We start from the raw sequence: 14,395 nt of genomic DNA on the forward strand, positions 1-14,395 counted from the left end.
ACCCGTCAGTTATTTTTTGCAGTGCCGCAACACCTCCCGACCCTCGCCAACGCCAAACTCGGGTTCCTCGTTCTGTCATCTTCCATCGTCAGACAACCACCCGCCGCCATCTCCACGCCCACCCTGCGCAACACCGTCACAAAACCTGTCTGAAACCCCAACCCAGAGCCCTCGAACACCCGAGGAAAAACCCCAAAAAACAGCCTCCAGCTCCCGAGGTTTTTTCCTTTATCTGTCACCGGAAACTGCGAGTTTCTAACCCATGGCCTCACCCCATCGCCATCGGCACAGGACCGAGCGCCATGACGGCAAGCACGCGTCACCCAACCTACGTACGAACACGATGAAAGGAGATTCTTCATGTTTAAGCGCAACGTTCTCGCGGTATCCCTGACCCTCGCCGGCCTCTGCGCCGCTCAGGCCGCCATGGCTGATGTCAACGGTGGTGGCGCTACCTTGCCTCAGCCGCTGTACCAGACTTCCGGCGTCCTGACTGCCGGTTTCGCCCCTTACATTGGCGTGGGCAGCGGTGCTGGCAAGGCCGCTTTCCTGAACAACGATTACACCCGTTTCGTGCCTGGTGACACCAGCAAGAACGTGCACTGGGCGGGCAGCGATTCGAAGCTCACCCAGGCTGAGTTGAACGCCTACGTCACCAACCACGGCGCCGCCTGGGGCCCATTGATTCAAGTGCCTTCGGTCGCCACTTCGGTTGCCATTCCTTTCAACAAGACCGGCACCGCCAACGTTGACCTCAGCGTCGCTCAGCTGTGCGGCGTATTCGCCGGCACGCTGACTGACTGGAACCAAATCACCGGTTCCGGCCGTTCCGGCCCGATCACTGTGACTTATCGTGCTGAGAGCAGCGGTACTACCGAACTGTTCACCCGCTTTCTGAACGCCAAGTGCCCTACAGCTGTACCCGCTGTGCCCGGCACTTTCGCCATCACCACCAACTTCGCCTCCAGCTATAGCCTTGGTCTGCCAGCCGGCGCCGTAGCCGCCACTGGTAGCCAAGCTGTGATGGATGCGGTGAATGCTGCCCAAGGTCGCATCACCTACATGAGCCCGGATTACGCCGCCACCACCTTGGCCGGCCTGGACGACGCCACCAAGGTCGCTCGCGTTGCCGGTGTTTCCCCAGCCCCGGCCAACGTGTCGGCCGCAATCGCAGCTGTCACCGTGCCTGCTGCCGCCAACCGCGCTAACCCGAACGCCTGGGTACCGGTATTCGCTGCAACCACCAACCCTAGCGATCCAAGCGTTGTGGCTTACCCAACCACCGGCTACCCGATCCTGGGCTTCACTAACGTGATCTTCAGCCAGTGCTACGCCGATGCCACCCAAACCACGCAAGTGCGTGACTTCTTCACTCGCCATTACAACGCCACTGCTGCCAGCAGCAACGACGCGGCTATCACCGCCAACCGTTTCGTGCCGCTGCCAGGCGCCTGGAAGTCCGCGATCCGCGGCAGCTTCCTGACCGCCTCTAACGCTCTGAGCATCGGCAACACCAACGTCTGCAATAGCGTCGGTCGTCCGTTGTAAGCCTACGCTTGAGCGACCTGCAACACCCGATCAGCAACGGTGCAAGCCGTTGCTGATTTTTGCGTCACACCGGCGCCAACACAGCCACATGAAATTTTCATGACATCCGTTCGGTCCCGAGCGGCTGTAACCGCCTAACCCCTATAACCAACGCTGGCAGCTTGATAGCACTGCGTTGTGCCCCTTAGAGCAAACCGAAAGGATGAGTAGGATGCTGCGCTGCAAACCTCAGACGAAACTGAATGCCCCCCGTCGCGATGGCGAGTTGTCGATGTTGCGGCTCAAGCCGCTGGCCCAGGCCATTGCCCTGCTGATGGTGGCCGGCAATGCCCACGCGGCGACGGCGTTCAGTTCGGCCTGGTTTGCCGCCAAGGGCGCGTCTCAGGCCGGTGGCGCGGGGCGACCTACGACCGCGCAGCCAGGCATGCCGCCACCCCTGGCGCAACAGCAACGGGCCAATGCGCAGTTGCAGCGTTCGCTGACCAACCTCAACAACACCGTGGCCGCCATCGCGGCCCAGCAGGCGGCCCAGGCTGCGGGGCGGCAAGCCGCATTCGGGCAGGTGCAGACCGTGCCCGACGGTTTGGGCGAGGGCGGGCTCAAGGTCGATAACAGCCTGACCCAGGGCTGGCTCAACGCCAAGGGACCGCAGCAGACCCAGGTCGGCGGCAAGACCACGGTGAAGATCGAGCAGACCGCCGACAAGGCGATTCTCAACTGGGAAACCTTCAACGTCGGCCGCAATACCACAGTGGATTTCCAGCAGCAGTCGGACTGGGCCGTGCTCAACCGGGTCAACGACCCTCAAGCGCGACCGAGCCAGATCCAGGGCCAGATCAAGGGCAACGGCACGGTGATGCTGGTCAACCGCAACGGCATCATTTTCAGCGGCAGCAGCCAGGTCAACGTGCGCAACCTGGCGGCGGTGGCGGCCAACGTCAGCGACGAGCAGTTCAGCCAGCGCGGCTTGTACGTCGATGCCACTGGCACCCAGCCGACCTTCACTGACGCCGCCGGCAAGATCGAAGTGCAGCGCGGTGCGCGGATCGAGACCCACCGCGCCGCCACCTCCACCGCCGGGGGCGGCTATGCCTTGCTGCTGGGCTCGGAAGTGGAGAACGCCGGTTCCATCATCACCGCCAAGGGCCAGACCACCCTGGCAGCGGGCGACAGTTTTTATATTCGCCGGGGTCAGGGCACCAGCGGTAACCCGCGTTCCACCACCCGTGGCAACGAGGTCGCGACGTCCCTCAAGCCGGGCAGCAGCGCCGGCACGGTGATCAACAGCGGCCTGATCCAGGCCAGCACCGGCGACATCACCCTCACCGGGCACAATGTGCAGCAGAATGGCGTGGCGGTGGCGAGCAGTTCGGTGGACACCCGCGGCACCGTGCACTTGCTCAACGCCTTCAGCGACAGCACCGGCAGCGTCACCCTGGGGCAGGGCAGTGCCACGGCGGTGCTGCTTGACGCCGGCGGCGGCAGTGCCCTGGACAGCCAATACAATGCCGGGCCCGCCGGCCTGGACGGTACGCCGAACAACCTGATCACCGGTCGGTTCAACAACCTCAGCAGCGTGGTCGACCGCACCGACCAGTCGCGGGTCGAGATCGTCAGTGGCGGCAGCGTCGACTTCCAGAACGGCTCCATCACCCTGGCCACCGGCGGTCAGGTCGCGGTCAGCGCCGCCGGTCGCAGCCTGGTGCGCGATGGTGCGGTGATCGACGTGTCCGGCGCCATCGGCGTCAAGGTGGCGATGGAGTCCAACTCCATCAAGGTCAACGTACAGGGCAACGAACAGCGTGACGCACCGGTCAACCGCGAGGGCGGCAAGTTGACCAACAACGATGTCTGGGTGGACGTGCGTGATTTGATCTACGTGCCGGCGGGCACCAACGGTTATGCCACCGACCGTTGGTACACGGCGGGTGGGCTGCTGGAAGTCGGCGGCTACCTGGGCACACGGGGTCACAGCATGGGTGAATGGGCCGCCCAAGGTGGCACGCTGACGTTCACCGGCAACGACGTGGTGACCCAGCAGGCGGCGCAGTTGAACCTGTCCGGCGGTACCCTGGATGTGCAGAGCGGCTACCTGCGGCAGTCCTGGCTCAGGGGCCCCAATGGGCGCTTGTATGAATTGTCCAAGGCGCCGGGGGACATCCTCTACAGCGGCATCTACAAGGGTTACGAAGACCACAGCCAACGCTGGGGCCAGACCGATTACTACTACAACCCACTGATCGCCCCCCGCGAGCGCTTTGAGGCCGGCTACACCGTTGGCCGCGATGCCGGCAAGCTGGTGGTGTCGACCCGCAACGCGGTGCTGGAAGGCCAGATCGTCGGCGAGGTCTACCAGGGCGAACGCCAGAACCAGGCACCGAACCTCAACCTCGACGGTTACCAGCAATCGCAAAACGCCGTGGCCCGGCGGGCTCAGTTGCTGGTGGGCAGTTACACGCCGATCTACGACAAGGCCAGCGGTGTGATCAACAGTGGCCTGAACCCTACCTTCGATCAGGTCACCGTCGGCGAGGTCAACGACAAGATTGCTGCGGGCCTTGACCTGACCTCGGTGGTCGGCACTGATCGGCAAGGCAAGTTGGTGCTGGACAATGAGCTGCTCAATGGCTTCCAACTCGGCGCGGTCAAGGTGGCAGCGGCGCAAGGCATCAAAGTCGACGGCGCGCTCAACGTGGCCGATGGCGGTGATATCACGCTTTACGCGCCGCAGGTGGAAGTGAACGCCGACCTGACGGCCCGCAGCGGTCGCATTGCCCTGGGTAACGTGCTTAAACAGGTCAGAACCGATAATTTCCAGATGGTAGACGTCGTGCTTTCGCCTGCCACCGGTCAGCGTGCAGCGGTCACGTTGGGCGAAGGCGTGACGTTGAACACCGCTGGGCGGTGGAGCAATTTGCTGCTCGACGGCAACGACCGTGAAGGTCTGCCGTTCATCAATGGCGGTACGGTGTCTGTGCGCAGCAGTGGCGATATCGATGTGCGCCAGGGCAGCCTGATCGACGTCAGCTCCGGTGCTGCGGTCATGGCCGATGGCAAGACCCGCGGTGGCAAGGGCGGTGACTTGACCCTGACCGCCAGTACCGGCGCGTCGTCCGGTAACGGCGCCTTGAACCTGGACGGTGAACTGCGCGGCACCGGGGTGAGCGGTGGCGGGACCTTGAAGCTGGCGGCCAACAAAGTGCTGATCGGCAACAGTGGCTCGCCACTGGAACCGGGAACGTTGCAACTGGACGGCGACTTTTTCGACAAGGGTTTCTCGGCCTATGACATCACCGGCAACGAAGGCCTGACGGTGGCCGATGGGACCCGGGTCGATGTGACGATGCCGGTGTACCGTTTCGGCGAGCAGGCGTTGACTACCGGCAGCAACGCAGAGCCGGCTGATGCCTTGCAGCGCTGGACGCCGGAGCTGTATCAGGAAGATGCGATCAAAGGTGTTCTCACCCAGCGCCACGGCGCGAGCCTGAGCCTCACTGCCGGTACCGCGAACTCCAGCGCGGCAGACATGGCCAGCACGGTATTGAACATCGGGCGTGGAAGCGTGATCAGCGTCGATCCGGGACAAGGCATCGACTTGCGCAGCATCGGTCAACTGACCGTCAACGGCACCCTCAACGCCTGGGGCGGACGAGTCAGTCTCACCGAACTGAGCGTCAGCAACCCAGTTCGCAACCCGGTCAATGCCCAAGGCCATGGACGCTCCATCTGGTTAGGCGAGCAAGCATTGATCGATGTCTCCAGTCGGGCCGTGACTGCCCAAGACATGCGCGGCCAGACCTATGGCCTGGTGCATGACGGCGGCGAGATTGTCATTGGTGGTCAGATTGATGTCGCGAAAGGATCGGCTTCGGCGCCGGAATTGTTCGTGGTGATGCGCGAGGGGGCACGCCTGCAAGCGGATGGCAGCCAGGCAATGCTGGATGTTCCTGGCCAGGGACGCACATCGGTGACGAGCAACGGTGGCAGTATTTCCCTGGCGTCGGCCAATGGTCTGTACCTGGACGGCGAATTCAGCGCCCGTTCCGGTGGCACGGGGGCCGCAGGGGGCAGTTTGTCGGTGGCGCTGGAGACACCGTATTACCTGAAAAGCGCGGTCAATGACCGGGTCTTGCAGGTGCGTGAACTGGTGCTGGGACAAACCGCCCAGGCGAGCCCGCTAAGCGACACCGCCAAGGCCTCGGCGGATTCGTTGATCTATGGTCATGGGCGTTTGGGTGTGGACCAGGTCCAGGCGGGCGGCTTCGACAGCCTGTCTCTGCTGAGTAACGGCATTATTAGTATCCGTGGCGACGTGTCGTTGTCCCTCGGCCAAAGCCTGAGCCTATATGCGCGTAGCTTCGGGTTGAGCACAGCCGCGCCAGCCGACACCCGTGTTCAACTTAATGCAGCTCATTTGCTGCTGGCGGGGCCGGCGGCCAGTCTACCGAATATGGATTCCTATACCCGACCGCTGATCGAAGGCGACGTATCGCCACTTGCGAACAAGGCGGTGCTTTCCGTTAACGCCGACTTGTTGGATGTACAGGGCAATGTGAGATTCAGCAGCAAAGGCACGCTGAGACAGGCCAATGGCACCACGGTCGAGTTGGAGCGCGCCGGGTTCGACCTGGTCCAGTTAAGCAGCCGTGGTGATTTGCGCTTCCTGGCGGGATTCTCCAGCGAAGGATTGCCTACGGGCTTTAGCACGCAATTAATGACTCCTTCGGACATGATCCTGCAAGCGGCGCAACTGTATCCGGCGACCGGGGTCGGGGCTCGGGTATTGGCGGGGTATAGCTTGAGTGGCACCTCTGCCTACGACCCGGCGCGCAGCTTGGTCATCGGGCGGACTACCCAGGTGACGCCTCAGGTACCTTATTCGGCATTCGGTCACTTACAACTGGGCAGTGCGAATATCGAGCAGGGGGGGGTGGTTCGGGCCCCGCTGGGGTTGATTGAGGTCGGCACCAACGACGGCACTAGCATCACTAGCCAAGTGGACTTGCTGCCGAACAGCCTCACTTCAGTCAGTGGCCTCGGTCTGGTTCTGCCTTACGGCGGTACCGTCGATGGTCAGAGTTATGAGTACGCGGGCAAGAAGGTGGTGCTTCTGGGGCAAGGGGCCATCTCCTATGGCAACGGGGATCTGAATATTGGTGTGATTCTGGGCGGAAAGTCTGTTGCGGCCCAGGAAGGCTCGGTACTCGATCTTTCGGGTGGCGGTGATCTGCTGGGTGCCGGTTTCATTTCCGGCCGTGGCGGCTCCACCGACGCGCGCTTCAACCCGCTGGTGCAAATCGGTGCCAACGGCGGCTTTACTTTACCGGGCCTGGCCAGCAACCCGGTCTACGCCATTGTGCCGGGCAACCAGAGTGCATACGCACCAGTGGCGCCCGAGGGCGGCGCAGTGGACCCCAGGATCGGACAACAAATCACCATTGGCGCCGGTGTACCGGGGCTGGCCGCCGGTACCTATACGCTGATGCCGTCCACCTATGCCTTGCTGCCGGGGGCGTTCCGGGTCGAGGTCAACGGTCTGGCGGGTCAGGGTTCCACGGCGGGTGCGTTGCAGATGCGCAACGGCTCCTGGGCCACCGCCGGGGTGCTGTCGGTGGTCAATACCGGGCAGCGCAACAGTCTGTCCAGCCAGGTCATCCTGACTTCGGGCGATGTGCTGCGTCGCTATTCGCAGTACAACGAAACCAGCTACGCCCAGTTCGCTGTAGCCGATGCCGCACGCCTGGGCGTGCCACGAGCCCTGTTGCCGGTGGACGCCAAGACTTTGAAGTTGAAACTCGCGCCAGGAGCGGGAGATCAGGCGTTCTCCTTTAAAGGCATCGGCAAGTTCGCGCCTCAGAAAGGTGGCTACGGCGGTACCGTCACGGTGGTTGGAGGTAATGGGGCGTTGGAGGTCGTTGCCGATGGGCGCGGGGCCACGGCCGGCTTCGAGGGCGTGACCCTCAATGCCGAAAGCCTGAATGCCTTGAATGCATCGCGTCAGGTTATTGGTGGGCAGTTCTTGACGCTCTATGGTCAGAGCGGAAACTACATCACGCCCTCGAGCAGTGGAGGTAGAACCTCGTCCAGAGTGATCTTGCGTGAAGGCGCTACGTTGGCGGCACCGGAGGTTTTCCTGCTGGCCAGCAGCGAGGTGTCGATGGAACAAGGCGCCGCCATCAATACCATTGGTCGTGGCGCGGCTGCCTACGATGCCCATGACGGTTTTATCTATGACCTCAATGTGAGTGGTCAGAACTTGCTGGCCGCCTCCAACGGCTTGCTCAACGTGTTGGCACCCTCATCGGGCAGCAGCGGCTCCATCAACATCGGCGGCTGCAGCCTGACGCCATGCAGCGGCGTCACCCGAATTCATTCCGAGGGCGGCATCGTCGCCGCCACCGGAGGGAGCCTGGAATTGGACGACAAGGTGCGCTACGGCACCCGTCACCTGACCCTGGCCCTGAGCAATATCAACGTCGGCACCGCCCCGGCATTGAGCGACGCAGCGGCGCGTCAGGTCTTGCCGGCCGGTCTGACCCTGAGCCAGACGGTAGTCGATCGCCTGTTGCGCGGGGACACCGAATACGGCGCCCCGGCCCTGGAAACCCTCGAACTGTCGGCCAGTCAGGCGCTGAATTTCTACGGCACCGTCAGCCTGGACACCTATGACCCGACAACAGGCAAGTCGCGCCTGAATAACCTGATGCTCAGCACCCCGGCCATTTATGGCGCCGGCAGCGTCAACGACGTGGCGACCATCCGCACCGCCAACCTGATCTGGAACGGCGCCGTTGGCGCGCCGGGTTCGGTGATTGCCGGTGGGGCCGGCACCGGTGCCGGTCGCCTGGACATCCAGGCTCAGCGCATCGAATTCGGCTATGGCGATTTCGCCCAACCGAGCTCGATCACTACCCTGGACCGTCTTGCACTGGGCTTCGCCAACGTCAACCTTAGCGCCAGCGAACGCCTGACCGCCAACCACAAAGGCAGCCTGGCGGTGTATCAACGCCAGGGGGCCTATGACGCGAAAACGGGCTACGCCTACAGCGGCGGCAACCTGAATATCCTCACCCCGTTGCTGACCGGTGAAGCCGGCTCGGTCAACCGCATCACCGCAGGCGGCGCGGTCAACGTAGCGGGCACAAGCGCCAAGCCGGGCACTGTCTCCGGGCTTGGGGGCGAGTTGTCCATCAAAGGCGCGAGCCTGAACCTTGCCAGCGCGGTGATGCTGCCCAGCGGCAAGCTGACCCTGAGCGCGACGGATGACCTGACCCTGGCCGATGGGGCACTGATCGACGTGGCGGGCCGCACCGTCACCTTCAACGATGTGACACGCTACAGCGCCGGTGGCGAGGTGATCCTGCAAAGCCAGAGCGGCAACATCCGCCAGGCTGCTGGTTCCAGCATCGACCTTTCGGCGCGCAAAAACCAGGCTGGCCGGCTCAGTGCGGTGGCCCTGGACGGCGCGGCCGGTGTGGTCGATTTGCAAGGGCGGATTCTCGGCAGCAGCACCGGCGAATATGACGCCGGCGGCACAGCCATGCCGTACCTGGCCGGTGGCGTGGAGATCCAGGCACAGCGCCTGGGCGGTAGCGGTAACCTCAGCGAGCAGTTCGCGGCCTTGAACCAACGGTTGAATGACGGACAGCTGTTCGGTTCCCGCAGCTTCCAGCTCAAACAGGGCGACCTGGTGATCGGCAACGAACTCAAGGCCTCGTCCATTGACGTGTCCCTGGACAATGGCAGCCTGCTGGTCAACGGCAAGGTGGACGCCAGCGGCGAGCGGGTCGGCAGCATCCGGCTCGCGGCCGGGCGCTCCCTGACCCTGGGCCGCAACGCGGTGCTTGACGCCCACGGTAATCGTCTGCGGGTGGACAGCTACGGCAAGATCATCGATTCGCCGAACCGTGCCATCGTTGACCTGACTTCCCGCAACGGCGTGCTGACCCTGGCCGACGGTGCACGCATCGATCTGCGTCATGGCACCGCAGCGCCTGCCGGGCAGCACGATGGTCGTGCCCGTGGCACGCTGGAACTCAATGCACGGCGTGCCGGCTCGATTCCGACCCAGGGCGACATTGCCATCGATGCACGCGGTAGCCTGGATATCCAGGGCGCCCGGTCCATCGCGGTCAACGGTATGTGGCAGTACAACGACGCAGCCTACGGCAGCGATCCGGCAGCCAGCGGACGCCCTTATCAGGTCATCGACCAAGCGTACCTGGATGGCAAGCACCAGGACAGTATTGCCTTCATCAACGCGGCGCTGGCCAACGGCGATTTGATGCAACGTAAACTCGCCGGTCTGAACAATGCTCGATATGCCGATGCGTTCCACCTGCGGCCCGGTGTGGAGATCGTCAGCGCGACGGCCGACGGTGATCTGGTGGTGCGGGGTGACCTGGACCTGTCCGGTTATCGCTACGCCAGTGTGAATCCGCATACTCGTAAAACCGCCGTGTACGGCTCCGGTGAGTCGGGTGCGCTGACGCTGCGCGCCGGGGGTGACCTGAACATCTATGGCAGCATCACCGACGGATTCGCCCAACCGCCCGCGACCAACGACGACAAGGGCTGGGTGCTGTTGCCGGGCATTGATTTCGCGGCGGGTGATATTGTCGTGCCCGGTACCGGTGTGACCCTGGCGGATGGCACGGCGTTTCCAGCGGGCTCGGTGCTCAACTTCGACGTACCCCTTAAGGGCGCGACCCTGGCGGCGGGAACACGCCTGCCGGTGGCGGCGACGCTTGATCAGCCACTGGTGCTGCCGGCGGGCACGGTGCTGGCTGCGGCGGTGCATGACGCCTCGGGTAATCTGTTGTTCGCCGCTGGCACTTTGTTGGCTTCGACCCAGACCCTGGAGGCGGGCACGGTGCTGGGGGTAGGCAGCCTGCTGGGCAGCGGCGCAACAATACGCAGCCTGATCTGGCCAAAAGGCGTTGCCTTGCCAGGCATTGCGGGCGCGAGCAACGGCTTGACCAATGTGCTGCGTCTCAGCGGGGCCCTGGCGCTGAGTGTGGGTTCGAAAATTCCTTCAGGTACCGACATCAAGTTGCCGGCCGGTGTCGAGTCGGTGCAGTTGCGTCCGGAAGTGGCGGGGAGCAACTGGGCCATTGCGCCGATGCTGGCCGAGGGTTCGCAGTCCTGGTCGTTGCGCCTGGTGGCCGGCGCCGATACGCAGGCGGCGGACAGCCGGGTTGTGCAGCCTGTGTTGGCGGGTGGAGATCTTCATTTGGCTGATAGTCACTACGGCATGTTTGGCAAGGCCGGGGCGGGGGGGCTGGTGTGGACCGAAGAGGGGGCGGAAAATTTCGGAGATCCGAGCCTGGCAGGTAAATTCATTGATTTTGAGAACGTTGCCTATCCAGGGATGTGTGAGGATACCCCGTCGTTTTGCAAGGCCAGTAGCGGCTTTGTCTGGACGGAGGAAGGGGCGGAAAACTTCGGGGTTCCAGACCTCGTGGGTCAACCGATTGATTTCGAAAACCTTGCCTACCCTGGAATGTGTGACGACACCCCGTCGTTTTGCACCGCTGTTGGGCAAACGGAATACAAGGCAGGCAGCCAACGTTGGAGTGTGATCCGCACCGGAGCGGCAGACCTTGAGCTGCTGTCGGCGGGCGATCTGAAAATGGATTCTCTGTACGGCGTCTACACCGCCGGCAGTTCAGCCAGCGAGACTTATGCCAACGACCCGTACAATCAGCCCAAGGCGCTGGGGGCGGCGGGCAAGGTGCTCAATGATGCACTAGGTGAAAACGAGCAGTTCGTGGATGGTGGTAGCAACAGTCTTTATCGTGCCTGGTACCCGGACTTTGGCGGCAACCTGAGCTTGAAGGTTGGCGGCAATCTGACCGGTAATAGCCTGGACGTATCGAGTACGGATAGGGGGCGGCCCAATGGGGGAGACGTTGGTTACGATACGGTCAACGTCGGCAATTGGCTGTGGCGTCAGGGCAATGGCTCAGTCGCAACCGGCACGCAGGCACAACCCACCGCTTGGTGGATCAATTTTGGCAGTTACACCGCCGCGAAGGACGGCAAGGCTGATTTGATGGTCGGGTTTACGGGGTTCGGTACTCTAGGCGGCGGTAACCTGAATGTTCAGGTGGCCGGCGATGCGGGGGTGCTCGATCAAATGGCAGGGAGTGGTCTTGTGCCGATCAGCAACAGCCGCAGCCAAGGACTGGTTCTTGCCGTGGGCAGCACCGGGCGTGTGGGCGCTGATGGCAGTCTGCAATTGACCGGTGGTGGTGATCTTGATCTGCGTGTGGGTGGTGCTTTGAATCCCGAGAGCCTGTTCGTGAACGGGCATCTCAATGGCGCGGTCATCAACCTGCGGGGGCATGCGCAGATCGATAGCGGTGCCATCGGTCGAATCGACCTGCGCTATGGCAACGTTGCTTCGGTACAGTCTCCCGGAGAAACACGCGCTTATGACTCTTTCAGAGCTACGCGAAGCTTGCCAACAGGCGGGCTGACCCTGATGCCGGGCGATGCCACGTTCAATCTGAGCACTTCGGGCGACTTGGTAGTGATGGACGTAGCAGACCCGGGCCGGGCGCCGATGATGAGCGTTTCGCCCTTCAAAAGTGGTGCGACCAACGGATCGGGTGTCAGCTGGTTTACGTTGTGGACCGCCAACACGGCGATCGACTTGTGGTCGTCGGGAGGTAACCTGACGCCTTTCGTTAGCGCGACGGCCACGGATTTAGCCGTGGTCTACCCGTCGATCCTGAGGGCTGTGGCGGCCAATGGCAGTCTTTATTATGGCCAATCCTCGGTATGGGATGGAACCGGCTACAACGGCAACGATCGTCCAGCCCTGCTGCTCGCTCCTGGCATCAACAGTGAGTTGCAATTCATGGCCGGCGATTCCATCTACGGTGGCGATATGTCGGTCAGTCGTTCCGGTGCATCGTCTGCGGCCCTGGCGACACCGTTGCGCCCAGCCTTTGCCGGGCTCGTAAATGGCAGTGTAGTGGTCAGCAATCTCTCCGCTGATGCCAATCGTGTGCCTCCCAGCGCGGATACTTTACCGTTGATTACCTTCGATACCAGCAGCGCCTCCAACGAGTGGGTCGGCAACACGGATCCTGCTCGCTTTTATGCGCTCACAGGCGATTTGCTGGCAGTCGCGAGTGGACGAACGATGAGGTACACCTCCGAGAACGATAGCCGATTCGGACAGATTTCCTACGAAGGTATGGGAGCCGTTTGGATGAGGGCCGGACGAGACATTGTAAGCAGCGGTATACCTCTGGGCGGCTCGCTGGCCAGCAACTTCTACCTGGGGAACTACACCAGCACCGGCAACCTCTTCATCCACAACAACCCCACCGACATCTCCATCGTCTCGGCCGGGCGCGACATCCTCTACAGCAGTTTCAACGTCGCCGGCCCCGGCCTGCTGGAGATCACCGCCGGGCGCAATCTGCTGATGGACGACAAGGTCAGCATCAACAGTATCGGCGCTGTGGTGCCGGGGGATTCGCGCCCCGGCGCAAGCCTGGTGCTGCAAGCCGGCGCGGGACTCAACGGCGCGGATTACCAGCGCTTCGTCAAGGCGTACCTGGACCCGGCCAACCAGGCCCTGACCGGTGTGCCCCTGGCGAACCAGGACGGTAAAGTCGCCAAGACCTACGAGGCGGAACTGGTGGATTGGCTCAAGGAACGCTTTGGCTTCAGCGGCGACACCGAGCAGGCCCGCAGCTACTTCGCGGCGCTACCGGCCGAGCAGCAGCGGGTGTTTGCCCGCGACGTGTACTTCGCCGAGCTCAAGGCCGGTGGTCGTGAGTACAACGAAGTGGGCGGCGTGCGCCAGGGCAGCTACCTGCGCGGGCGGGAGGCTATCGACTTGTTGTTCCCAAGCAAGGATGTGGCGGGTAACGCGATCACCTACAAGGGCGATATCACGATGTTCGGCGGGGCGGGTGTGCACACCGATTTCGGCGGTGGCATCCAGATGCTCACGCCGGGCGGCGGGCAAACGTTCGGCATCGAAGGCAACGCACCACCGTCCACCGCCGGGGTCATTACCCAGGGTGAGGGCGATATCCAGTTGTATGCGCAGAACAGCATTCTACTAGGGCAGAGCCGGATCATGACCACCTTTGGCGGTTCGATTCTCGGCTGGTCGGCCCAGGGCGATATCAACGCCGGTCGCGGTTCGAAGACCACCGTGGTCTACACGCCGCCCAAGCGCTTGTATGACAGCTGGGGCAACGTGACCCTGTCGCCGTCGGTGCCGAGCACCGGCGCCGGTATCGCCACGCTCAACCCGATTGCCGAAGTGGCGCCGGGCGACATCGACCTGATCGCGCCCTTGGGCACCATCGATGCGGGCGAGGCGGGGATCCGGGTGTCGGGCAACGTCAACATCGCGGCATTGACCGTGGTGAACGCGGCCAACATCCAGACCCAGGGCAAATCCTCCGGTGTGCCACTGGCGGCCACGGTTAACACCGGGGCCATCACCTCGGCCAGTTCGGCGGCGTCCTCGGCGACACAAGCGGCGGAAGACGTGGCGCGCCAGCAGCAGAACGCGGCGCGACAAAACCAGGCGTCGGTGTTCACCGTGCAGGTGGTGAGCTTCGGCTCCGAGCAACTGGCCCCGTCCCGCGACGGTGCCAGCCGCGACACGCCACGGGCCTACGACCCGGCCAGCCCGGTGCAAGTGCTGGGAGCCGGCCCCCTGGATGAACAGACCCGGCAGCGCTTGACCGAGGAAGAGCGGGGGCGGTTGAGTTTGTAGCGATCGGCTGACACCGAGTCGCCGGCATCGCGAGCAGGCTCGCTCCCACAGGGTTGCTGGACACCCAGTACCTGTGGCGAGGGAGCTTGCTCC

General features: G+C 63.1%; 2 protein-coding genes. Both read left to right on the forward strand.

All coding sequences use genetic code 11. The features are described from left to right. Positions 1-360: 360 nt before the first annotated feature. Positions 361-1,548, forward strand: a complete 1,188-nt coding sequence (locus PSH91_RS11480) for a substrate-binding domain-containing protein (RefSeq protein WP_305468235.1) — start codon at positions 361-363, stop codon at positions 1,546-1,548. Positions 1,549-1,759: 211 nt separating this feature from the next. Next, a complete protein-coding gene (locus PSH91_RS11485; RefSeq protein WP_305468236.1) occupies positions 1,760-14,302 on the forward strand; it encodes a filamentous hemagglutinin family protein in 12,543 nt (4,180 codons plus the stop codon). Positions 14,303-14,395 lie beyond the last annotated feature (93 nt).

Source organism: Pseudomonas sp. FP1154, assembly GCF_030687245.1.
Classification (GTDB): domain Bacteria; phylum Pseudomonadota; class Gammaproteobacteria; order Pseudomonadales; family Pseudomonadaceae; genus Aquipseudomonas; species Aquipseudomonas rhizophila.

What these genes read in the sequence shown, in the direction of transcription:
- PSH91_RS11480 (WP_305468235.1), top strand. Translation starts at nt 361, where the DNA reads ATGTTTAAGCGCAACGTTCTCGCGGTATCCCTGACCCTCGCCGGCCTC.
- PSH91_RS11485 (WP_305468236.1), top strand. Translation starts at nt 1,760, where the DNA reads ATGCTGCGCTGCAAACCTCAGACGAAACTGAATGCCCCCCGTCGCGAT.